Below are 24,810 nucleotides of genomic sequence, written 5' to 3'. Positions count from 1 at the left end.
AATGAGCGTAGTAACCTGTTTACTACCTTGATTAAATGTTAGTGCCCTTATTAAGAAAAGCCTCGTTACTTTTATGGTAGCGGGGCTTTTTGTTGGGTGTTATTAGTATGAGATTAAGAGATTAGAATTTGTAGTTGTACAAATATCGATAAGAATAGCGGCAACTCCGCTTATCTCCCTGTTATCATTTTTAGCTCTGGGTTCCGATATGACCAACCTGCTATGGCGTTAATACTGAGTAAACGATTACCGGTTGCAATCGGCAGCCATAGTACATTGATAATATATTCATGATACCTTAACGATACGGCGAGAATATTTCACATCATACCCTTATCTCTTAGACCAGATAGTCTATATTTAAATCAATCCATAAAAAAGCGACCCATAATGGGTCGCCTTTTTTGCATTGGATAATAGCGTTAACGCTATTTTGTCTTAACGCTAAGCTATTCTAGTTAAAGCTTTGTTTTGCTTGATAAGATAGCTTCACACCAAGGATGTAGCCATCGTTGTCTTTAAAATCACTAACAGTCTTGCCACTTGATATTTCACCTTTGGCATCACCGAACCATAGGTATTTGCCACCAGCTGATACGGCAACGGTTGGGGTTACATTGTATTTCGCACCGAGACCAACACTGTAGTAACCATCGATTGGACCTAGAGAAGTCGCTGGATCACCCGCCCCACTATCCCAACCAATATTACCAGATACCGCTAAAACGGGTGACAAACGTTTGGCAAGGCCTAATTCGACTAAGTACTGATCGTCTTTATAATCAAGTAGTGGGAAACCGGTATCATCGCCAGCAGACACCTTACTGACGTCATTGAATAACGGTGGATTAAGTTCGAAATCGCTCCATGGCACGTAGCGTACTCTTGCAGTCGCAAGTGTGGTCGGGTTGATACCAGTTTGGAAGTCAAAGTTTATTGACTCTGGGGTAGTGATCTCAATAGTACCAGCTCTACTTCTCGGTAGTCCAAGAGCTGGCGCTACGGGATAGGTTTCGAATATATCTGCGTTATGCTCAATTTCTGAGCGATAAGTCAGCGCTGCCATTAATGCGATTTCAGGCTTACTGTAGGATATACCCGCTAAGTAACCATAATCTTGGTCAGGGTTAATATTGGCGTTATAGCCAGTACCCGCACCATAAGCTAGACCACGAATCTTTAAGTTAGCTTTAATTTGCTGGGCAACGGGACCGCCATAGACTTGGAAATTCTTATTAGCACCAAATTTTGCGCCCAGAATGGCAGTGATGTTTTCACTGCGCACTTCCACCTGAGTACCTTGACCAGCGTTGCCAACTTCTGCAGCAGCAGAAGCCCTTATTCCATCAACCTTGGCACGTTGCGCTATAAGTGCTAGTCGTGTCTGGGGGTCAGTATTTTGATCTACGATTATATCTGTTAAATCATCTCTAAATGTTTCTGCCTGTCCATCATTTTGAAACATACCTTCAGAAATACTTTGAATACTTCTATCAGGATCGCCTTGTGAGACAAAGTCATTATCACCAGTATATAAAGCGGCAGCACCAAAAGGCTCGTCATATAGGATACCGACACTAAAGGTGTCATTGATATCGGCTTTTACACCATAGCGAAAGAAATCATACGACTCAGCGATGTCGCCAATTTTATTACCTTGTTCATACGCTTTTTTATCAGGTCCAATATAAGCGTTATCATTACCACTTACATCAGCGTCAATATAAGTATAAACCACTTCAGCGTATAAGCCGTCTTGTAAGAATGCCGTCATATCTTGACCCGAACGATCAAGACCGGCTGCATTACCCATACTGGCCATAGAGAGAGCAGCAATTGCTACTGCAAGGGTTTTTAAGTGAAAGGTAGAGTGCATTATATATCTCCAAACATCCTTGTTGTTTTACCGTGACGATAATCAGCGGGTAATAGTAAGACTCGATGAAAATCACGTAAACGGCATCCTAATCTCAATAGTAGTGGCTTTCTCATAATAAAACAACAACTAAAGTACGGTCTTTAATCATCATAACTGAGCAGTACACAAATCATGTAAACAAGACTTTGATACAAGTACCTTTAAATTAGTGCCTCTCTACAACGACATTCTCGTAACGCCTTATAAAGTTAAAATTTTATAAAAAATCATTTATTTTACTTAATCCATAAATAAAAAAAGCGACCCATAATAGGTCGCTTTTTTTACGTTGGATAATAGCGTTAACGCTATTTAAACTTAACACTAAACCATTCTAGTTGAAGCTTTGTTTTGCTTGATAAGAAAGCTTCACACCGACGATATAGCCATCATTGTCTTGGAAATCGCCAACAATTTTGTCACTTGGTAATTGACCTTTGGCATCACCGAACCATAAGTACTTGCCGCCAGCTGATACGGCAACGGTTGGGGTTACATTGTACTTGGCGCCAAGACCAACACTATAGTAACCATCGACTGGACCTAATGAGGTGGTAGGATCGCCAGCACCACTGTCCCAGCCTACAGTACCACTTAATGCAAGTGCTGGTGTTAGACGTTTAGCAAGACCGACCTCTACTTGATATTGGTCATCTTCATACTCAACCAAATTCAAACCATCAGGACCATAGGACCTTTTACTAACATCATTATACAACGGTGGCGTAATTGCAAAATCACTCCATGGTACCCAACGTACTTTAGCCGTTGCTAGTGTCGTTGGATTGATACCAGTTTGAAAGTCAAAGTTTATTGATTCAGGAGTGGTGATTTCGTAATTACTACTCCGGTTTGCAGCTGCTGCACCTGCTGCTGCTGCTTCGGCTGGACTAGCTCCCCCCTGAAGAGCACCTGCTTCAGTTAAGATACCAAATAAAGGATAAATCTCATTAATTGGTAGATCATGATCAATCTCAGAACGATAAGTTAATGCGGCTTTCAGAGCTATTTCAGGCTTGCTATAAGAAAAGCCTGCTATATAGCCATAGTCCATATCAGGGTTACTGTTTGAGGTATAACCCGTAGCAGGACCGTAAGCAAGACCTCGTAATTTTACTTGTGCTTCGATACGCTGAGCGACTGGGCCACCATAAATCTGGAAGTTCTTGTTAGCGCCAAACTTAGCGCCTAAGATAGCAGTGAGGTTCTGACTACGGACTTCAACGTTAGTATTTTCACCTGCAGTACTTGCTTCAGCAGCTATTATCGCTCCAGAAGTTTGTAGGGGAGTTGGAGTTGGATTTGTATCGTCAGCAAACTCAGCAGCTGAATCAGTTGGATTAGTATTTGCAACAAAGTTACTATCACCACTATATTCGGCAGCAGCGCCGAAAGGCTCGTCATATATGATACCGACACTAAAGGTATCATTGATGTCGGCTTTTACCCCGTAACGGAAGAAGTCATAAGATTCAGCAATATCACCAGTTTTATTACCCCGCTCATAAGTATTAGAGTTAGGATTATTATTGGCACTATCATAACCACTGACGTCAGCATCGATGTAGGTATAGACCGCCTCAGCATATAGCCCATCTTGGAAGAAAGCGGTAACATCTTGACCTGAACGGTCAAGACCGGCTGCATTACCCATGCTGGCCATAGAAAAAGCAGTAATAGCTACAGCAAGGGTTTTTAAGTGAAAGGTAGGTCGCATTGTGTATCTCCAAACATCCGCATTGTTTTATCGTTACGATAATCAGCAAGTGATGGTGATACACACTAGTTGCTGGTTGTTGTAACGATGTCCTGATTCGAATAGTAATATCTTTTTAACAGGAAGACAACGACTAAAACACTTTATTTCCCTAATATGACTGAACAGTACAGATAGCATATAAGAAAGTGTCTGTCTTAAATATGCAGTAACTTAGCTTATTGCTTACCCCTAAATCACTCCTTTTATCACTCAGTATTGAACGCTTTTATGTAATGAGTTATCTTCCCTGAGGCGCTAACAGAAAACTTCATAGCTAAATTTTATCCTCTACAATATTATTTATTTTTAATAATTCAACACAAAAAAAGCGACCCGTTATAGGTCGCTTTTTCTATGTATATAACAGCATTGACCTTATATAAGGTTAACCCTATTACACTCTAGTTAAATTTTTGTTGTGCTTGGTAAGACAGCTTCATACCAACGATATAGCCATCATTGTCTTCAAAGTTACCAACGATTTTTTTGGTTGGTAACTGCCCTTCGGCATCACCGAACCATAGGTATTTACCACCCGCTGATACAGCCCAGCTTTCAGTGACGTTATACTTGGCACCGAGACCAACACTGTAATAGCCCTCAATAGGACCTAGAGAAGTTGTTGGGTCACCCGCACCACTGTCCCAACCGACAGTCCCGCTGACTGCGAGTGCTGGAGATAAACGTTTAGCAAGACCCAGTTCTACTAGCCATTGGTCATCATCATAGCCAACCAATGCTAAACCTTTATCATCATCCGTTGCAAGCTTACTTACATCGTTATATAGAGGTGGCACAATTTCAAAATCACTCCACGGCACATAGCGAACCTTAGCAGTGACTAAAGTGGTAGGATTAATACCAGTCTGGAAATCAAAATTTACTGATTTGGGCGTAGTGATCTCGATAATACCTCCTTGACTGGCTGGAAGGTTACCTCTACTAACCGTTGGTGCAACAGGATAGCTTTCAATTAACTGTGCGCTGTGATCAATTTCAGAGCGGTAGGTCAAAGCCGCTTTTAGCGCAATTTCAGGCTTACTGTAGGATATACCCGCTAAATAACCATAGTCTTGTTCAGGGCTAATATGGGTCGTATAGCCAGTAGCAGGGCCATAAGCGATACCACGCAATTTTACATCAGCTTCGATGCGTTGGGCGACTGGACCACCGTATACTTGAAAGTTTTTGTTTTCACCGAATTTCATACCAAGAATAGCAGTGATGCTTTCACTACGTACTTCGACGTTGGTTCCTTCCCCTGTCGTAGCTTCCTCGGCATCTGCTATCGCTGTAGCAGCGACAATACCTGCATAATCAGCCTTAGCTCCCGCTATTTCTTTGGAAGTATAGTCATCAGCATTTCCAGGATTGAGCTTAGTTAGTAAACTAGGAACTAAAGTAGTATTAATAAACTCTTCAGTAATATTAGGGTTGGCGAGGACATCTTGGAAGACAGCGTTACGATCACCTTGCGCAACAAAGTTATTATCACCACTATAATCAGCCGCCGCACCAAATGGCTCGTCGTATAAAATACCCACGCTAAAAGTATCGTTGATATCCGCTTTTACGCCATAACGGAAAAAGTCATAAGACTCAGCGATATCATCAATTTTATTGCCTGATGCATCCTTACCACTCACATCAGCATCAATATAAGTATAACTGGCTTCAGCATACAATCCATCTTGTAGGAATGCGGTGATATCTTGACCTGAACGATCAAGACCGGCCGCACTGGCTACACTGGCTGCAGAAATAGCAGTAATGGCTACTGCTAGAGTTTTAAAATTAAAGGTAGGGCGCATTGTCACTCTCCAAACATCCATATTGTTTTACCGCTACCTCAAACCTGATTTGGCTAGCGATATTTGAAGTGCAAGATACTAATGCCTTTTAGGCATCAAGACAACTGCAAAAACACATTATCTCTCTATTATGACTGAGTAGTCACAGGGTGATAACTATGGTTACAAACCCTACTATAATGAGTAGCTTATGTTGATAATAAACTTCCATTCACTCCATTCTTATTTACTAAGATCATTTACTAAGGTTATTTATTGAAAGTGCGGTTGTTATAACCGTTGAAATAGCAAACCCAGTTAATGGTCAAATCAATTTAGCCAGCATTTATTAACCAGTATTTGCTACCAGTATTTGCTACCAGTATTTGCTACCAGTATTTGCTAATAGTGTGGCGGTCTGTCTGCCACCGCATCGAACGGGGCAATGCCACTGTCTGCATTCTGGTTTTCAACTTGCTTATAGACCAGCTGTAGCTGACGTTGTAACTCTCGGATATGCTTATCTTGCCGAGTAATAACCTCATCGAGTCGCTCTACGGTCAGCTCAAGATGTGCCATATTCATTTGTAACTCAATCACTTGTGCTGCTAGCTCAGTTTGTGCCATTGCGGTCTCATATTAAAATGGTGGGTTTTATTTATGTGGTAACAAAAGATATTTAATTTTCTAAAATCATTGTATCTACAGGGTTTCGCGTATGGCACTGTGAATAATACCGATGACTATTCGGGTCAAAATGATAGATCAAGATATTTAGCTCTATAGGTAGTTAACAGCTTCTTATTTGATAGCTTCTTATTGATAGCTTACAATTGATAACTCCCTAGTAGCCTACTAGTAGAGTGACGGCGCTGAAATAGCCATCATAAAAATTTTTTACTCACACTACAGTCGCATGGCAGCATGTTATACTGCTCGCAATTTCGCAACAACCCCTACCTCACTATTATATAAGCTTAAGATACTCTATGGCACTGATACATTTAAAAGATATTCACCTTGCCTTTGGCGTTGCTCCTGTCCTTGATGGTATTGACTTTGCTATCGATGCAGGCGAGCGCGTGTGCTTAATCGGCCGCAATGGCGAAGGCAAATCCACCTTGTTTAAGCTAATCAATAGCTCATTGTTGCCTGATAGCGGCGAAGTTATTATTAACAGCAGCGTGCGCGTTGCCATGCTCGAGCAGGATGTGCCCGAAACCAATGGCAGAATATTAGATATCGTCATGGGCGGTAGTCGCCGTACCGCAGATCTACTGATCAACTATGATAAGCAAACTGACTTGTGCGCTAATGGTGATATGGATGCGTGCGAGCGTATGGCAGACTTGCAGCATGATATCGATGCGGTACATGGCTGGGATTTAGAGCGCGAAGCAACCCGTCTAATCACCACTATGGGGCTTGATCCAGAAGATGACTTATCGTCGCTCTCTGGTGGTCGTAAGCGCCGTGTTTTATTAGCACGTTCTTTGGTTACCAAGCCTGATGTGCTGCTGCTCGATGAGCCGACTAACCATTTGGATGTTGATAGTATTGAATGGCTGGAGCGCTTTTTATTAGATTGGCAAGGGCTTACTTTACTGTTCGTCACCCATGACAGAGCCTTTGTTAATAAGTTATCAACCCGCATTATTGAGCTGGACCGCGGTCAATTGACCAGCTATGACGTGACCCAAGGTGCAGGTGGTTACGCCCGCTATCAAGAGCTAAAAGAGCTACAGTTATTGGCTGAAGAGAAGAATAACGCTAACTTTGATAAGAAACTGGCTCAAGAAGAAGTATGGATTCGCCAAGGTATTAAGGCCCGACGTACCCGTAACGAAGGCCGCGTACGCGATCTAAAAGCATTGCGCGAAGAACGTGGCGACCGCCGTGAACAAGTGGGTAATGTCAACATCACCATGGGTCAAGGCGAAAAAAGCGGCAAGTTGGTTTGTAAAGTCAAAAACCTTCATCTTGAATATGATGGTAATGTGTTGGTCGACAACTTTACCACCACTATCATGCGCGGTGACAAGATTGGTATTGTCGGACCTAATGGCGCAGGCAAAACCACGCTGATTAAAGCCTTACTCGACATGTCAGACGACGAAGTGACCAAGACTGGTAGCGTTGAATTAGGCACTAGCTTAAAGATCGCATTCTTTGACCAGCTGCGAGATCAGTTGGATCTTGAAGCCAGTGTGGCCCAAAACGTCTCAGAAGGCTCAGACTTTGTTGAAGTCGGCGGACGCAAGACTCATATTATGAGTTATCTACAAGACTTCTTATTTGCCCCAGAGCGTGCCCGTACGCCCGTAAAAGCCCTATCAGGTGGCGAGCGTAACCGCGTGCTATTGGCCAAGCAGTTACTAAAACCTGCCAACATCCTGGTGCTCGATGAGCCTACCAACGATTTGGATATGGCGACCCTTGAGCTATTAGAAGAATCAGTAGCCAGTTTTAACGGTACAATTCTACTCATTAGTCATGATCGTTCATTTATGGACAACGTGGTTACCTCAACATGGGTATTTGATACCGATGAAGACAATAAAGGTATCGTCAAAGAATATGTGGGTGGCTATCAAGAATATCTGGTACAAAGAAACCGCGAGCAAGCCGCACTAGCAGCAAGATCTGGTAATAAGGGTGCGACCAATGGTAAATCTGCCAATAAGTCAGCGCCAACGGCCAAGCCTAATAAAGCAGCCAAAAAGCTCAACTACAATGACCAACGTGAACTGGATAACTTACCAAAAGAGATTGCCGCTCTTGAAGCCGAACAAACTCAGCTCCAAGAAAAACTGGCTGATGGTTCGTGGTTTACTCAAGACGTTGATGCTGCGACCGCGGCTAGTGAACGCTTATTAACTATAGAAGAAGAGATGATGCATAAACTTGAACGTTGGGATATCCTTGAAGGCTGATCTGAACAGTGCTAGCGCTTCAATTTAAAACTGTTATTATGGTTCTATTATTATGGTTCTGCTATAGGCTTATTTTAAGGCGCTGTTCTGAAATAGTGCCTTAAAACTACTGCCTCTTATTATCTTTATGCATCACAAAATAATGTTAAGGGGCTTGCAACGGTTTATACCACCGACTAACACAATGTAAATGTACTGAAAGTTAGTGAACATTACCTTAATTTCAAGTATCATTCCCTATTGCTAAATATCCTTATAATTTATAAGGTGATTGGCAAATCCTCCTTAATAACTCAAACCTTGAAATTCTCTATATATTACAAGGATATGGTGAGTATTCTGTCATATTCAATAGACTATTATGACCTATTGAGGTGGTTTTATTTTTAACACAATAATTTATTTTATCACCAAAATAGCTTAGAATAGTAACAATTAGCAGAATTAGGCACAGCTAAAGTGGCTGGTGATCGATATTGTAAATTTCTAAGCCACAAACCCAGTGTGGGATAATCCCATTTCATTCACCTGGAGGAAGTATTAATGAGCCATGCCGAAGGCGTTAATGTACAACGCCGTAGAGTTCTAATTGCCTCAACTGCCGCGATTGGTGCAGTTGGAGTAGCTGCGGTGGCGACACCTTTTGTCCGTTCTTGGTATCCAAGTGCCAAAGCGGAAGCTGCAGGGGCTTCAGTTACCCAAGATATCGGTTCTGTTGACGCAGGACAAATGATTGTCATCAAATATCGTGGTAAACCTATTTTTGTAGTAAAGCGTACTGAAGAGATGCTGACGACCTTAGAATCGGTCAAGCCTTTGCTGGCTGACCCTGACTCAAGCGAATCGTTACAACCTGAATACTGTGCTAATCCTACACGCTCTATAGACCCCACTATCTTGGTGGTTGAAGGCGTGTGTACACATTTAGGTTGTGCACCGAACTACCGTCCCGATATTGGCGCGACTGACTTAGGTGGTAATGACTGGTATGGTGGATTTTTCTGCCCGTGCCATGGGTCTAAGTACGATTTAGCGGGCCGCGTCTATAGCGGTGTTCCTGCTCCGCTTAACTTACCCATCCCAGATTATAATGTGGATGGTACCATCTTGACGGTTGGGGAGGCTTAATATGAGTATGGGTAAAAATATCATGCGTTGGGTTGACGCACGCTTTCCGGCGACCGAGACCTATGAATATCACATGTCCAAATACTATGCACCAAAGAACTTTAACTTTTGGTACTTCTTTGGCGTGTTGGCAATGGTGGTGTTGGTTAACCAATTGGTCACCGGTATCTGGCTAACCATGATGTACAACCCGAGTGCCGAAGGGGCATTTGCGTCTGTTGAGTACATCATGCGTGACGTCAAGGGCGGTTGGCTCATCCGTTATATGCACTCGACCGGCGCTTCTGCATTTTTTGTGGTCGTGTATTTGCATATGTTTAGAGCATTGCTATACGGCTCATATCAAAAACCGCGTGAGCTTATTTGGCTTATCGGTATGGGCATTTACTTGTCTCTAATGGCAGAAGGTTTCTTCGGTTATCTCTTACCATGGGGCAACATGTCATTCTGGGGTGCACAGGTTATTCTAAACCTTCCTGCTGCTCTACCGGTCATTGGCGATGGTCTTGCTGAATGGGTACGTGGTGATTACATCATCTCAGGTATTACCCTAAACCGCTTCTTTGCGTTACATGTAGTCGCTATTCCACTAGTATTAGTCGGTTTGGTATTCATGCATTTAGTGGCTCTACATCATGTTGGTTCGAATAACCCCGATGGTATTGACATCAAAAGGCTTAAAGACAAAAACGGCGTACCATTAGATGGTATTGAGTTCCACCCGTACTATACTGTGCATGACATGGTTGGTATCGTGGTGTTCTTTATTTGCTTCGCTGCAGTGGTGTTCTTCTTCCCAGAAGGTGGTGGTTTCTTCCTTGAGCCTCCTAACTTTGAGGCGGCAAACTCCCTAAAAACACCGGCGCATATTGCACCAGTATGGTACTACACACCGTTCTACGCTATCTTGCGAGCAGTGCCTGACAAGCTTGGTGGTGTTATCGCCATGGGTGGAGCGATCGCGGTACTGTTCTTAGTACCTTGGCTGGATAGATCTCCTGTACGCTCAATGCGTTATAAAGGTGTCCTATCAAAAATCGCGTTGACCGTGTTTGCGATTAGCTTCATAGCCTTAGGTTATTTAGGTGCAACGCCAACGTCGCCAGCAGCAACTATAGCGGCGCGTGTGTTTACCGTCTTATATTTCCTATTTTTCTTATTGATGCCGATTTACACTGCCATTGAGAAGTGTAAACAGCCGCCAGAACGTGTCACCGGAGGTCACTAATGAACACGCTAACGAAATTCCTAACTGGTTTGGGCTTAGGTACGGCATTGACCTTAACGGCTGGTACCGCGATGGCCGCTGGCGGTGGTTGCGGCACCTTTACCAATGCTGAGGGTGTTGAAGAGCACTTAGCCTGTAGTGAAGCCCCGATTGACTTTACTAACAAGGGTTCGCAACAGAACGGTGCGAAGATTTTCATGAATTACTGCGCCGGTTGTCACTCTGCAAAGTATGTTCGTCACTCGCGTATCGCTAAAGACTTGGACATACCACCTGAGCTGGTCGAAAAATATCTGATGGTAACTACCGATCAGATTGGCGATCACATCGATGCCGAGATTGATCCTGATGTTCAAGCGGCATGGTTTGGAGCAGCGCCTCCAGATTTGTCACTAGTCACTAGACTGCGTGGTGATGACTGGGTTTATACCTATTTGTTGTCATTCTATGAGGATCCAAGCCGTCCTTGGGGTGCTAATAACCTAGTGCTACAGAACGCAGCGATGCCTCATGTACTGAACAACATGCAAAACAGCATGAGTCAAGAAGAGTTTGAAAGCGAAGTCGGCGATTTGGTTAACTTTATGGCATGGATGGGTGAGCCTGTTCGTCATGATCGTCGAGTTATCGGCTTCTTTGTTATACTGTTCTTGTTAGTGTTGCTCATTCCTGTTTACTTGCTCAATAAAGAGTTCTGGAAAGACGTCAAATAATTTGATAGCTAAGCTTAAAAATTAAGTTTAATAGCTAAGCACCGTTTATTTAAGCACCATATTGAGCACTACTTCGGTAGTGCTTTTTTATGGGCTAAAACTAGACCACTAATAAGCCAGTACGAGACCTAGTTTACGCTTCGCACCTTGATAAATAGGGCGATTTTGTTTACGATGGCAGCCTTAACCATTAACATTAGGCTTTCATGATTGATGCGAATGACATTCCAAGTAGTCAGCTGATTTTATACGCTGACGATGGGTACGACAGTCATGTGGTACGCCTATTACTTGAAGAAAAGAAGCTGGCTTACTATTTATCCCGCTTGCACTCAGAGCGTCCTGAAGATCTGACCGAGCTTAACCCCTACCATACCTTGCCGGTTTTGCAGCAGCGCGAAATTGCGCTGTACGAAATCAATGTTATTTTTGAATACCTTGAAGAGCGTTATCACACTAATAAACTGCTGCCTGACACCCCCCAAGAACGCGCGCAATTTCGGCAATTGGCATGGCGTATTCAGCGTGATTGGCTGGCATTAGGCAAACGCTTGCTCATGCATCCAGACAGCTTTAATAAGGCGCAGGCCGCTCATGCAAAAAAACAACTGACAGATTCTTTGGTCACCTTGTCGCCATTATTTGCTCATAAGCCCTATTTTATGGCTGATGATTTTGGCTGGTGTGATGTACTACTGGCGCCGCTGTTATGGCGTTTAGACGAGATGGGTATCACGTTACCTCCAGCTATTAGCCGTCCCTTGATTGACTATCAAAAGCGACTGTTTGATCGGGAAAGCTTTCAAAAGAGCGTGCGTTGAGTAAGTTAAGTAGTGATGACTCCTTTATCAAGCACAACTGTGTCGCAAGTAATAATACAGCCAGACAAGCATACCACCCAATAATAAATTCGCTAAAATATTCATTTGATACCATTAGTACAGGAAATTATAAGATGAGCGAGACTACTACTTCAGTCACTCCTACCCGCCCGTATATGGTGCGCGCCCTTTATCAATGGATAGAAGATAATGAGCTTACGCCCTACTTGATGGTCGATGCCACTGCCAGGAATGTACAGATTCCAACCGAACACGTACAAGACGGGCGTATTGTACTTAACATTGCCAGTCGCGCTACTGGCAATATGAGTATAGAGAACGACTACATTCATTTTAGCGCACGCTTCGGTGGCGTGTCGCAAGAGATTTGGGTGCCACTGACTGCCGTGCTTGGAATTTATGCTAAAGAAAACTCGCAAGGTATGTTCTTTGATCCTAGTGAATATGATGACTATCAGCCAGAAGACGATACCTCATCAGGTAAACAAAATAGCACTAGTGCTCCAAACAAGCCTAAACGTGATAATAAAGCGGGATTAAAAGTGTTGAAATAGTCATAATAACTACCGCAATAAAAAAGCTGAGCGTATCTAATACGCCCAGCTTTTTTATTGCATACTTTTTTATTGCATACTTTTTTATTGCATACTTTTTTATTGCATACTTATAGATTTCTACGTTCTGGGTAATGTCACGCCTTTTTGGCCTTGGTACTTACCACCGCGGTCTTTATAGCTGGTCTCACAGACATCATCAGCATCACTTTGGAAGAATAACATCTGTGCAACCCCTTCGCCCGCATAAATACGCGCCGGCAAATTAGTGGTATTACTGAATTCTAAGGTCACATGCCCTTCCCACTCGGGTTCAAGTGGCGTGACATTGACGATAATGCCGCAGCGCGCATAGGTCGATTTGCCCAGGCAAATAGTTAGTACGTCACGCGGAATGCGAAAATATTCAACGGTCCGTGCCAAGGCAAATGAATTGGGTGGAATGATGCATTCATTACCAACAATATCAATAAAGCTTTTTTCATCGAAGTTTTTGGGATCGACAATCACTGAATGGACGTTAGTGAAAACCTTAAACTCAGGGGCGCAGCGCACATCATAACCATAGCTTGACGTGCCGTAGCTGATCAGACGCTCCCCAGCGTCGTTAAAGCGTACTTGACCCGCTTCAAACGGCTCAATCATATTATGATCTTCAGCCATTTGCCGAATCCAGCGGTCAGATTTAATAGACATTGTCATTCCTTAGCAAATATTTAATAGCGGTGATTATACGTAATTGCAGGCTCAATTTATAGAGTCGCTGGTACTTTTAGCGACATCTCTAAAAATGACTGATTTTGATAAAGGATCGTCTAATTCGTTATTGTTTGCAAAGTCACTCTTTTTCCTTAAAAGATACGCTGGTTATCAATAGGCTTAGCAAACTTATCGATATTGGCTTCAATATTTTTGGCAATACTTAAGTAATACGGTGCAAACTCATCATCAACTAAGACACTGGGCTCGCCTTTATCAACTTGAGCACGGATACCAGTAGCCAATGGTAGCTGCCCTAACAGTGGCACCTGATATTGCTCAGCGATCCGCTCACCGCCACCAACCCCAAAGATAGCTTCGGTATGATTACAGTTGCTACAGGTGTGTAGAGCCATGTTCTCCACCACTCCTAGTACCGGAATATTAGTTTTTTTAAACATCTCGATACCTTTTTGAGCATCAAGTAGTGCAATGTGCTGCGGAGTAGTCACGATAACCGCGCCGGTGACCGGAATACGCTGTGCGAGCGTCAGCTGGATGTCACCCGTACCAGGCGGCATATCAATCACTAGATAATCAAGCTGTGGCCAGTTGGTTTGGTTATACAGTTGCATCAGTGCACCAGTCGCCTTTGGTCCACGCCATGCTACTGGGGTATTATCACCATCAAGCAAGCTGCCAATAGATAACATCGCCATGCCATGCGCATTAACAGGAATAAATTGTTCGTTTTCTAGCTCAGGCTTTATATTGGCCACCCCCAACATAGTCGGCATACTGGGTCCATAAATATCCGCATCGAGTACACCTACCCGGTTGCCCAGCTTTTGTAATGCCAAGGCAATATTAACAGTAGTGGTTGATTTGCCGACCCCACCTTTGCCTGATGCTACCACGATAATATGGCGGATATGCGGGTGCCCAGACAGTGATGCTTGGGTTGGAGCCGCCTTGGTAATAGGTGGTTCTACAGCAGGGCTAGGCTGCGCTGGCGTATTAGGAGTACCTGATGGTTTGCTCATGGCATCAGTCGTTTTTGGCATTTTCTGAGGCAAGCTTTTAGACTCACCCTTGGCGGACGCTGACAGACGCACATTCATATGGATCGCATTAATACCATGTGGGTGTAACAGCTGACCAAGCTCTTTTTGAATGGTTTCGGGATCGCTATCTTGTGGTAGGCGTAAATCTAAAGTGAGCTGGTCACCGTCACGATCTAAACCCGTGACCATCTGTGCAATACTGGTCTCACCTACTTCATAACCCAGCAACACTTTATCTACTGTACTATCACGTTCCGCTTTCTGCTGCGGAGTCTCAGATTTTGATTGCGTTCTTTTTTTTATAAAGTTAAACATAGCTACCTTCGCTTTGTATATGAATGAGGCTGATATTGGTATAAGTATAAATGGTTCAAGACGATTGCGATGTGAATTAAGCTTTAGTTTAACGCCTAATGTAAAGGTGATAAGTAGTCACTAAAATCCTTGGTACCAGTGTAGCCGAATTAGGCTTATAAAAAAACCACAACGCCAGTAGGTCTGAGCCTCATTCAATATATTCAGTACCATATTTGTAGGCAGCTGATTATTGGCAGCTATAATCGAATGTTAATAACCCATTACCAAAACCCTACTACGTTCAGTCATCAACCAGCGTTAGCAAATCACAGCTGAGAAAATCAGGCCTTATTAAACAGCTACCTATTACAGGGCTATCGGCTATTATATGGACAGGAATTGTGAGGCAATAAACAGATAAATAATCACACCCGAAGCATCACATACCGACGTTATCAAAGGCGCGCTGGCGGTCGCAGGGTCAAAGCCTATTTTGTTAAGCACAAAAGGCAGGCTCATCCCAATCACACAGCCAATCATTACCACTGACATCATACTAAGTGCTAACACTAGAGACACTACTTCGTCCCCGCGAATATAACCGATGATAGAAATAGCAACTGCCATGGTACCGCCCAATAGCACCGCAACCATTGCTTCTCGACCGAGTAGTGAGAACCAGTCACGCATCACGACATCACCAGTTGCCAGTGCACGTATCATCAAAGTAGCAGACTGGGAGCCGGCGTTACCGCCACTATCGACCAGTAGCGGTAAAAAGAATACCAATACTAGGTTGGCGGCAATCACATCTTCAAAATGGGAAATACCAATGCCAGAGAGCAGGTTGCCGAAGACTAAAAACACCAACCAGAATACCCGCTTGCGATATAAGATGCCAATGCTGACATCTTTTAGTCGGCCAACCATAGTAGAGACACCGCCCGATTTATGAAAGTCATCGGTAGCTTCATCACTAGCGACGTCCATCGCATCATCATGGGTCACTATACCTACCAAGGCACCACTGTCATCGGTAATCGGTAATGCAATCAAATCATAACGAGCCACTGTTTTAGCGACATCTTCTTGATCATCATGTACGTTACTAGACACGATAGCACTGACCATGATTTCGCTAATTAATTGTTCAGGAGACGCTAGAATTAAAGTCCGTAACGACACGACGCCTAATAACTTGCGTTGTTCGTCAATCACGTAGGCGTGATAAATAGTTTCCGCGTCGGGCGCTTCTCTTCTTAGGTTAGCCAGTGCCTCATCGACAGTCATCGCCGCGCCTAAAGTAGCATAATCCGAAGTCATTAAGGCCCCAGCGGTACCTTCTTCATAAGCGGCTAATCTACGAATATCTTCGCGCTTCGCTTGGGCTAGTGCCGGTAATAAGGCATCACGTTGGTCTTGATTTAAACATTTATATAAGTCGGCCCGTTCATCAGCAGGCATTTCGCCCACCAATCTTGCCATACTGTCCCGAGGGAACTCCTGTGCCAAAGCAACTTGAATATCAGTTTTTAGGTAAGAAAATATCGTAGAACGATTGGGCAAACGCTCTAGCAACTGCCAAGCAAACGCTGGCTTAATTAAGGCTAACATATCAGAAATATCGATGGGGCGTAATGCTTTAACCTGATTAATCGCTTGTTCAAACTCTTGTTGTTCAATGGCCTTGCTTAACGTCAATGCCAGGGTTTTATTGTGCATTATTTTTACTCCGTGCGATCCTAAAACGGTGCAACTAGCGCTTTTAAATAGGATCAATAAAAAGAGCCAATATCATTGGCTCTAGTTGATAGAAAAAAGATACTACCGAATTAATTATTGGTTATTAAACTTATAATATAAGCTAAACCATAAAGCGCCTCTATCATACCCGTTTGCTAAATATAACACCAAGCATCCGGCGCCTAGTTCATTTGATGACTGCTGAGCTGGATTATGGCATCTCCAAATTACTGTTGATTAAAAAATGACTGTAAAAAAACCACAATGCCAGTAGGCCTGACATTGTGGTTAACTCATTTTTGTTTTTATAGTGATCAGTACTGCAGCTTATAGTTACATTGCCTTAAAAAGCTACGTCATAAAAAGCTATTTCATACACCAACCATGACTGGCATTGATAGATTGCCCCGTGAAGACGTTGGTTGGGAAAGCCGCTAAAAACAGGGCTAATTGCGACACGTCTTCAACGGTCGTAAACTCTTTGTCGACCGTATTGATCAGCATAATGTCATTGACCACGGACTCTTCGCTGATGCCTTTTTCCGCCGCTTGTAATGGAATTTGCTTTTCAACCATCTCAGTTTTTACAAACCCTGGACACAGCAAGTGCGTACGCACGTTATGCGGCGCGCCTTCTTTTGCCATAACACGACACAGTCCAAGCAGACCATGCTTAGCCGTGACATAAGGTGCTTTATATAGTGATGAATCATGCGAGTGCACCGAGCCCATATAGATTATCGTACCACCTTTGTCGTCTTTATACATATGTTGAATAGCCGCTTTGGTAGTTAAAAATGCCCCATCTAAATGAATAGCGAGCATTTTTTTCCAATTGTCAAAGCTCATTTTATTGATGGGATCAATCAGCTGAATACCCGCGTTAGAAACTAGAATATCGATACTACCAAAGGTATCTACCAGTTTTTGTACACCATTATTAACCGCATCTTCAGAAGTGACGTCCATGACAATCGCTAGTGCACGGCCGCCAGCGGCTTCAATAGTATCAACGGTCTGCTGTGCGGCTGCCATATTGATATCAGCAATACCAACGGCTGCCCCTGCTTGGGCATAAGTCTCAGCGATATCACGGCCGATACCCCCTGCAGCACCAGTGATTAAAGCTACCTTGCCTGTTAAATCCTGCTGTATTTGGGTCGCCATATTTTATCCTTATTATGGGTTGTTATGATAATAACGACAAAACGCTGTCGTTATGGCACGCAAATTCCTTGTGCCATTATTATAGCGTTCTAACGCTACCATCAAGGGTTGTCGCGCGTTATGAAATGATTCTTATTACGCGATTTTATATAAACAACAGTGATTAAACTGCTGTTATTGGGAAGGGGAAAAACAGTTATTTACTAAGGGTAATCTATTATTAAATATTGGTTATGTACTGCTATTTTTTTGATTGTTACTGGATAGGACTTACTTATTGAATCTTTGTGTGTTCTGAAACTTAAGCTTTGTATCTTCTGATACTTAAGCGTTAGGTGTACTGATTATGCAGGGATGGGACGATTGGTAAAGCGAGGCAAACAATTACAGTTGTAGAAATTACAGTTATAAAAAAAGCACAGCTATTATGTCAAGATTGTACTTAAAATGGCTATTAGACATGAGGTATTAGATGCGAGTTACTAGATATAAGGTATCTGATGACAACTACCACTGGGTTAGTGACAATAGCCTACTAACAGCTAAGGGTTGTTGCCCTGTTTAGTAACTTGGTTAACTGTTATTAAATGTAACATAATATGTATTTAATAAAAACTATTAAATACATATTATTATGTAGCTACTTGGTAAGTGTCAATAAGTAATGATTACTTAAGAATAGTTACTTAAGAATAGTTACTTAAGAATAGTTACTTAAGAATAGTTACTTAAGGATAGTTACTTAAGAATAGTTACTTAGTAATAGTTACTGGGGTTTTTTGTTGGAGCTCTGCGAAGCTAACGCCCTCTGCTAGCTCAACTAATTTTAAACCCTGGTCAGTGACATCTAATACCGCAAGTTCGGTGATAATACGATCCACTACGCCTTTACCAGTTAATGGCAGCTCACAGTTGGCAAGGATTTTTGGATCGCCATGTTTATTGACCTGCTCCATTATTACGATCACTCGTTGCACGCCTGCGACTAAGTCCATGGCGCCGCCCATGCCCTTGACCATCTTTTTAGGAATCATCCAGTTGGCTAGATCACCGTGCTCTGAGACTTCCATTGCCCCTAGGATCGCCAGATTGACATGGCCACCGCGAATCATCGCAAACGATTCTGAGCTACTAAAATAACTGGCACCAGGCGCAGTCGTTACGGTCTGCTTACCAGCATTAATCAAATCAGCGTCAACCCTGTCTGCAGTTGGAAACTCACCGATACCCAATAAACCATTTTCTGACTGTAGCCAGACATCCATCCCTTCAGGGATATAGTTGGCCACCAAGGTTGGCAGACCAATACCCAAGTTTACATAATAGCCATCTTTTAACTCTTGCGCTGCACGCTGCGCCATCTGTTCTCTTGTCCATGCCATGATATGTTCCTTATTTTTGCAATATTCCATTATTATCGACTTGCTAACTATTTTTGAAAAAAGCTAATTTTTAAAAAAACTAAACGCTTTCGACCGCTTTAGTCGTGGTCTTTTCAATACGCTTTTCAGGATTGCTATTGAGTATAATTCGCTGCACAAAAATACCTGGTAAATGAATCTCGTCAGGATCAAGCGTCCCAATCTCGACGATTTCTTCTACTTCAGCAATGGTAATCTTGCCAGCCATCGCGCAGTCTGGATTGAAGTTACGGGCAGTCTTATTAAATATTAAGTTGCCGGCTTTATCGGCTTTTTGTGCTTTGATTAAGGACACATCAGCCACTAACGAATGTTCCAGCACATAAGTACGGCCATCAAAATCACGGGTTTCTTTGCCTTCGGCAACTAGCGTGCCTACACCCGTCGCAGTATAAAACGCCGGTATGCCAGCGCCGCCAGCACGTAACTTTTCAGCAAGTGTGCCTTGAGGAGTCAGTTCAACTTCTAACTCGCCTGCCAAATATTGACGCTCAAATTCTTTGTTTTCGCCTACATAGGAGGAGATCATTTTTTTTATTTGCCGAGTTTGCAATAGCAGACCCAATCCAAACTCGTCCACACCCGCGTTATTACTGATACAGGTCAAATCTTTGACCCCACTGTCACGCAGGGCTTCGATTAACGCTTCAGGAATACCACACAGACCAAAACCGCCAATAGCTAGGGTCTGTCCATCATTGATAATACCTTCTAACGCACTGTTAGCACTGCTATACACTTTTGATTGACTCATACTAATCTCCTATGATTATCACATCTGTTTTTATAATCAGTTTTTGGGTTTAAATGATTGAAACTTATAGGCTGTCGATTATATTTTTGTCATTGCTGACTCATTTTTGAATACTTTTCTTGGTCTGAATGCTTGTGTTTATTATTATGTACATTTAGCGGGTCGTTGACATTGCTTACTCATGCGTACTCTAAAGTTGTTAGCATAAGTTAACGTTTGAATGGCAGTGTTTTTGTGCTGCTATACTAATAATAATACGATATGTATCGATATATAATGTTCGTTATAGTCATGCTAAGTTAACATATAATTCTCAAAGCGACTAGAGAATAAAATTAATGGAACAGTGGCAGCGGCGTCTAGAGTTTTTAATATGAATATTAGTGCACGCTCAATATAGTCCATTCAACAGCACTGTGCGAATAACTTATCCTGAGAAATAGCTTATTGACCTATCACAGCAAGCAATACATAATTGCCGCTTGATTTATTTATTGATGCCAAGGAGAGGTGCCTATGTTCAGCACGCTTGCGATTGTTATTACTTTATTACTTTTGATGTTCTTTGCTTATCGTGGTTATTCGGTGCTGATTTTGGCACCGATTATGGCAATATTAGCAGTGCTACTGTCAGGTGATTTTTTGAGCAGTATTCCTGCTTATACTGATGTCTTTATGTCCGCATTAAGCGGATTTTTGCTCAAATTTTTTCCTATTTTCTTATTAGGCGCTCTATTTGGTCGCCTAATGGCGGATTCTGGGGCAGCGACAGCAATTGCCAATACCGTGGTCAAAAAGCTAGGAGCCAGCAAGGCTATTCTTGCAGTGATCTTGGTCTGCGCCATTTTGACCTATGGCGGGGTATCATTATTTGTGGTGGCCTTCGCCATCTACCCAATCGCTAAAGATTTGTTTAAGGCGGCTGATATTCCTAAGCGCTTGATACCCGCAGCGATCGCGCTAGGGTCATTTACCTTTACTATGACTGCACTACCAGGCACGCCTGCGATTCAAAACGCCATTCCTATTCCTTACTATAACACCAACGTCTTTGCCGCCCCCATCTTGGGTATCATCGGCGGTACCATCATGTTTTTCTGTGGTTGGTTATGGCTACAATCACGGGCTCGTAAAGCCAATGCTGCTGGCGAAGGCTATGGCCAACATGACGATGAGGATGAAGGACAAGGCTTAGGCTCACAAAGTAACGATTCTCAGAGCAATGTGGCCAAAAGTAACTTAGCCACTGACGCTGAGGCACGCGATACCCATCAAACGTCATTTACCATCGCGATGATTCCGTTGATATTGGTCATTAGTTTAAACGCCTTACTAACTTATGCCATTTTTCCATCAATGGATTTTAGTGACCTACAAACCCAGTTTCCTGACTTGAATATCGCCGGCTCACTCGGTTTATGGTCAATTATTATTTCGCTGGTCGTGGCTTGTGTGGTGCTGATCTTATTGCGTATCGGTCATTGGGTTAATTTACAAAAAACTATTAACCGCGGTACTTATGATTCCATGTTGCCGATTTTTAATACCGCATCTGAAGTGGGTTACGGGGCTGTTATCGCCTCACTTGCGGGCTTTATTATCATTCGTGATAGCATCTTGAACCTAAGCCCTGATAATCCGTTGATTTCAGAAGCGGTCGCCATGACCACCCTTGCTGGGATTACCGGTTCATCTTCTGGCGGTTTGAGTATTGCGCTATCGACTTTGGGTGAAGACTATTTGAGAATGGCAGTTAACGCTGGGATCGATCCTGAACTGATGCATCGGGTAGCTGTTATGGCAGCCGGTGGTCTTGACACTCTACCGCATAGTGGCGCGGTCATCACGCTTCTGGCGATTTGTGGCCTAACCCATAAGCAGTCTTATCTAAACCTTGCTATGGTAACAATGGTTATTCCACTAATTGCTGTAGCAGCGGTTATTACTTTGGGCACGCTATTTGGTTCGTTTTAGTCAGGGTTATAGCCATAATTCAATGGCCATTGCTAAAGGTCGTTGGCTGTGACCAGTATTTAAATTTTAGTAGTAACTGAGCACAGGTATTTAATTTCAAAACCCAATTGGTTAATAGCTGGTTGAGTTTTGTGATTATTAAGGATTAAAAACAATGATCAAAGATTTTGAAAGTAGAAAAGAAAATAAGTACCTTACTAATGAGTATGTCATGTGACTGTTATAGAGATAATTACTAAGCAATGGCACAAATTCAGCCAAATTACGGTATCATAGGCGCAATTTTTATTTTTATAATGTCGTGTCTTTAGCTCCCTGTTTATGATTGGCTTATGATTGGCGGATACCGCTATTGTTAACCATGATTTGCTAGTAATTAGAGGCTTGTGACGTTTAATAATTAACCCGTTTTTATTGTGATATAGGTGATTTTGTGCGTGAGATTTTAGTAACCAGTGCCCTGCCCTACGCCAATGGCTACATTCATTTGGGCCATCTTGTAGAATACATTCAAACTGACATTTGGGCGCGCGCAATGAAAGCCCAAGGCCACCAGGTCACCTATGTCTGCGCTGACGATGCACACGGCACCGCTATCATGCTCAAAGCCGAAGATAATGGCATTACACCAGAAGAGCAAATTGCCACTGTTAAGGCTTCACATGAAGCGGACTTTGCTAAATTTTTGATTGAATTTGATAATTATCACACCACCCATTCAGAAGAAAATAAGCATTTCTCCGAGCTGATTTATCGTAGGCTTGATAGCGCTGGACATATCAGCACCAAAGACGTTGAGCAACTATTTGATCCCGAAAAAAAGCTATTCTTAGCAGATCGTTTCGTCAAAGGCACTTGCCCTGAATGCGCAGCTGCTGACCAATATGGTGATAACTGCGAAGTATGTGGCACTACCTATAACGCTACAGAACTCAAAGACCCACAATCGACGCTATCGGGTGCGACGCCTGTTCTCAAGACCTCCAAGCATTACTTCTTTGACTTACCAGAATTTAGCCAGTTCTTGCAAGATTGGACACGCACTGATAATCGCTTGCAGTCTTCTATTGTTAACAAGCTACAAGAATGGTTTGACGCCGGTCTTGCCAGCTGGGATATTTCCCGTGATGCGCCCTACTTTGGCTTTCAGATTCCAGACACCCCAAGTAATGAGCCGGACAAATACTTTTATGTGTGGTTGGACGCGCCAGTGGGCTATATGGCCAGCTTCAAAAACCTGTGTGAGCAGCGAAAAGGTACCGATAAAGCCCTCGACTTTGATCGCTATTGGTTGCAAGAAAACGAACACAAAACTGAGGTTTATCATTTCATTGGTAAGGATATTGTCTATTTCCATGCGCTATTTTGGCCAGCGATGCTCGCCGGCAGTGAATTACGCACGCCAACCGGAGTCTTTGCGCACGGGTTTTTAATGGTCAACGGCGAAAAAATGAGTAAATCGCGCGGTACCTTTATTAAAGCTGAAACCTACGCTGAATATCTACATCCTGAATATTTGCGTTATTACTTTGCCAGTAAGCTGTCTGATAAAGTTGAAGATATCAACCTTGATTTAGAAGACTTTATGCAAAAAGTTAATTCTGATTTGGTTGGTAAGGTGGTCAATATTGCCAGTCGCAGTGCAGGATTTTTGGTCAAAAAATATGATGGCATGCTAACAGAGATTTGTGCCGAACCGCGCCTGTTAGAAGACATTACCAAAACGGGTGATGAGATTGCTGCAGCCTATGAAAATCGTGAGTTCTCACGGGCCATGCGCTTAATCATGCAGTGTGCTGACAAGGCCAACGAGTATATCGATGACAAAAAACCTTGGGCGCTTGCCAAGCTTGAAGGCTCTGAGCAAGAAGTACAAGATGTCTGCTCGGTGGCGATTAACATTTTCCGTCAACTCATGGTATATCTCGCGCCAGTATTGCCTGAGCTGACTGCTAATGCCAAAGCGTTCTTAAATATTGACGACTTAAGCTTTGCTAGCCGTAACCAGTGGTTGCTTGGCCATCAAATCAAAAAATTCAAACCATTAATGCAGCGTATTGAAGAAAAAGACGTCGCGGCCATGGTTGAAGCCTCAAAAGCCTCATTGGCCCCAGCTGAGACCCCAAGCACTAGCCCAACAGCAAAGCCAGCAGCAACCAATACTACTGTTGCTAACAACGATAATGAGCCAACTGATTATATTAGCATTGACGATTTTGCTAAGGTTGAGATGAAAGTTGCCCACGTCTTAGCTTGTAATTATGTTGAAGGCGCTGATAAGCTCCTGCAATTTACCCTAGATGTCGGTGAGGCCCAACCACGTAATGTGTTCAGCGGTATTCGTAAATTTTATGAGCCTGAACAATTAGTCGATAAAAAGGTAATTTGCGTCACCAACCTCGCGCCGCGTAAGATGAAGTTTGGCATATCAGAAGGCATGGTATTATCAGCTGGTGACCCTAAGACAGCACTGGTGGTCATTACTTTACCGGATCAAGCGGTCGTTGGTGATCTACTTGCTTAGTGAGCAATGACCTAGCGAGCAGTGAAGAAGGTGTCCTTAGTGGCATCTTTTTTTATCGTAAAATAAGTGTCCATCAAGACAAATCTATAACCTTTAAAACCCGTAAATAATACAGTTAAAATACTTTAATAAAATATTATAAACGCTAGGTTTTAAGCCGTTTATAACTGCACGCTTTAGATAACCAATACACCATTTATGCCTGAGTATTGCTACTGACAAACCCGCTTTAATTTCTTATTGCCATTAGTTACATTACTGTCATAATACAACCATCATGATCAAGGAATCGATCACCCTAA

18 protein-coding genes are annotated in these 24,810 nt (G+C 42.9%); 8 read left to right on the top strand and 10 right to left on the bottom strand.

Annotated features, from left to right (window positions below):
• Window positions 1–454: 454 nt before the first annotated feature.
• From RCH20_RS01255 to RCH20_RS01240, 4 genes are all read right to left on the bottom strand, one after another.
• Window positions 455–1,876: an OmpP1/FadL family transporter gene (locus RCH20_RS01255; protein ID WP_327192301.1), complete on the bottom strand. Its 1,422-nt coding sequence runs from the start codon at window positions 1,874–1,876 to the stop codon at window positions 455–457.
• Between the two features lie 376 nt (window positions 1,877–2,252).
• Window positions 2,253–3,635, bottom strand: coding sequence for an outer membrane protein transport protein (locus RCH20_RS01250; RefSeq protein WP_327192300.1), 1,383 nt, complete (start codon window positions 3,633–3,635; stop codon window positions 2,253–2,255).
• 443 nt (window positions 3,636–4,078) lie between these two features.
• On the bottom strand, window positions 4,079–5,488 hold the full coding sequence (locus RCH20_RS01245) for an outer membrane protein transport protein (RefSeq protein ID WP_327192299.1): 1,410 nt from the start codon (window positions 5,486–5,488) through the stop codon (window positions 4,079–4,081).
• Between the two features lie 381 nt (window positions 5,489–5,869).
• Window positions 5,870–6,094, bottom strand: a complete 225-nt coding sequence (locus RCH20_RS01240) for a SlyX family protein (RefSeq protein WP_209956843.1) — start codon at window positions 6,092–6,094, stop codon at window positions 5,870–5,872.
• Between the two features lie 362 nt (window positions 6,095–6,456).
• Between RCH20_RS01240 and RCH20_RS01235 the strand changes: the two genes are divergently transcribed.
• The 6 genes from RCH20_RS01235 to RCH20_RS01210 all read left to right on the top strand — a co-directional run bounded on the left by RCH20_RS01235 (window position 6,457) and on the right by RCH20_RS01210 (window position 12,865).
• The gene (locus RCH20_RS01235) at window positions 6,457–8,400 is read left to right on the top strand and encodes an ATP-binding cassette domain-containing protein (RefSeq protein WP_327192298.1); all 1,944 of its coding nucleotides are present in this window, start codon (window positions 6,457–6,459) and stop codon (window positions 8,398–8,400) included.
• A 543-nt stretch (window positions 8,401–8,943) separates the two neighbouring features.
• Window positions 8,944–9,528, top strand: a complete 585-nt coding sequence (gene petA, locus RCH20_RS01230) for a ubiquinol-cytochrome c reductase iron-sulfur subunit (protein WP_209956841.1) — start codon at window positions 8,944–8,946, stop codon at window positions 9,526–9,528.
• Window positions 9,529–9,550: 22 nt separating this feature from the next.
• Window positions 9,551–10,756, top strand: coding sequence for a cytochrome b (locus RCH20_RS01225; protein ID WP_209959025.1), 1,206 nt, complete (start codon window positions 9,551–9,553; stop codon window positions 10,754–10,756).
• Window positions 10,756–11,469 (top strand): cytochrome c1, encoded by a 714-nt coding sequence (locus tag RCH20_RS01220; RefSeq protein ID WP_327192297.1) that lies wholly within the window; start codon window positions 10,756–10,758, stop codon window positions 11,467–11,469. Before RCH20_RS01225 ends, RCH20_RS01220 begins: the two co-directional genes overlap by 1 nt.
• Before the next feature lie 206 nt (window positions 11,470–11,675).
• Window positions 11,676–12,290 carry a glutathione S-transferase N-terminal domain-containing protein gene (locus RCH20_RS01215; RefSeq protein ID WP_209956839.1) on the top strand — a complete coding sequence of 205 codons (615 nt, stop codon included), beginning with the start codon at window positions 11,676–11,678 and terminating at the stop codon, window positions 12,288–12,290.
• A 134-nt stretch (window positions 12,291–12,424) separates the two neighbouring features.
• Window positions 12,425–12,865, top strand: coding sequence for a ClpXP protease specificity-enhancing factor (locus RCH20_RS01210; RefSeq protein ID WP_327192296.1), 441 nt, complete (start codon window positions 12,425–12,427; stop codon window positions 12,863–12,865).
• Between the two features lie 120 nt (window positions 12,866–12,985).
• Here RCH20_RS01210 and dcd read toward each other — a convergent pair whose 3' ends face one another.
• The 6 genes from dcd to RCH20_RS01180 form a co-directional block, all read right to left on the bottom strand.
• A complete protein-coding gene (gene dcd / locus RCH20_RS01205) occupies window positions 12,986–13,561 on the bottom strand; it encodes a dCTP deaminase (protein ID WP_209956837.1) in 576 nt (191 codons plus the stop codon).
• A 155-nt stretch (window positions 13,562–13,716) separates the two neighbouring features.
• Window positions 13,717–14,943: an iron-sulfur cluster carrier protein ApbC gene (gene apbC, locus RCH20_RS01200; protein WP_327192295.1), complete on the bottom strand. Its 1,227-nt coding sequence runs from the start codon at window positions 14,941–14,943 to the stop codon at window positions 13,717–13,719.
• Window positions 14,944–15,309: 366 nt separating this feature from the next.
• The gene (gene mgtE, locus RCH20_RS01195) at window positions 15,310–16,647 is read right to left on the bottom strand and encodes a magnesium transporter (RefSeq protein WP_442793075.1); all 1,338 of its coding nucleotides are present in this window, start codon (window positions 16,645–16,647) and stop codon (window positions 15,310–15,312) included.
• A 387-nt stretch (window positions 16,648–17,034) separates the two neighbouring features.
• Window positions 17,035–17,835, bottom strand: a complete 801-nt coding sequence (locus tag RCH20_RS01190; RefSeq protein ID WP_327192294.1) for a 3-hydroxybutyrate dehydrogenase — start codon at window positions 17,833–17,835, stop codon at window positions 17,035–17,037.
• A 752-nt stretch (window positions 17,836–18,587) separates the two neighbouring features.
• Window positions 18,588–19,217 (bottom strand): CoA transferase subunit B, encoded by a 630-nt coding sequence (locus RCH20_RS01185; RefSeq protein WP_327192293.1) that lies wholly within the window; start codon window positions 19,215–19,217, stop codon window positions 18,588–18,590.
• Window positions 19,218–19,296: 79 nt separating this feature from the next.
• Window positions 19,297–20,010 carry a CoA transferase subunit A gene (locus RCH20_RS01180; protein ID WP_327192292.1) on the bottom strand — a complete coding sequence of 238 codons (714 nt, stop codon included), beginning with the start codon at window positions 20,008–20,010 and terminating at the stop codon, window positions 19,297–19,299.
• A 516-nt stretch (window positions 20,011–20,526) separates the two neighbouring features.
• Here RCH20_RS01180 and RCH20_RS01175 point away from each other — a divergent pair.
• Both RCH20_RS01175 and metG read left to right on the top strand, forming a co-directional pair.
• On the top strand, window positions 20,527–21,984 hold the full coding sequence (locus RCH20_RS01175; RefSeq protein ID WP_209956832.1) for a GntP family permease: 1,458 nt from the start codon (window positions 20,527–20,529) through the stop codon (window positions 21,982–21,984).
• Window positions 21,985–22,417: 433 nt separating this feature from the next.
• Window positions 22,418–24,508: a methionine--tRNA ligase gene (gene metG, locus RCH20_RS01170; RefSeq protein ID WP_327192291.1), complete on the top strand. Its 2,091-nt coding sequence runs from the start codon at window positions 22,418–22,420 to the stop codon at window positions 24,506–24,508.
• The last annotated feature ends 302 nt before the right edge of the window (window positions 24,509–24,810 follow it).

It is taken from the genome of Psychrobacter sp. PL15 (assembly GCF_035984995.1).
Lineage (GTDB): Bacteria > Pseudomonadota > Gammaproteobacteria > Pseudomonadales > Moraxellaceae > Psychrobacter.
Note: the sequence above shows the minus strand (reverse complement) of the source record. Positions and strands in the feature narration are given on the sequence as shown.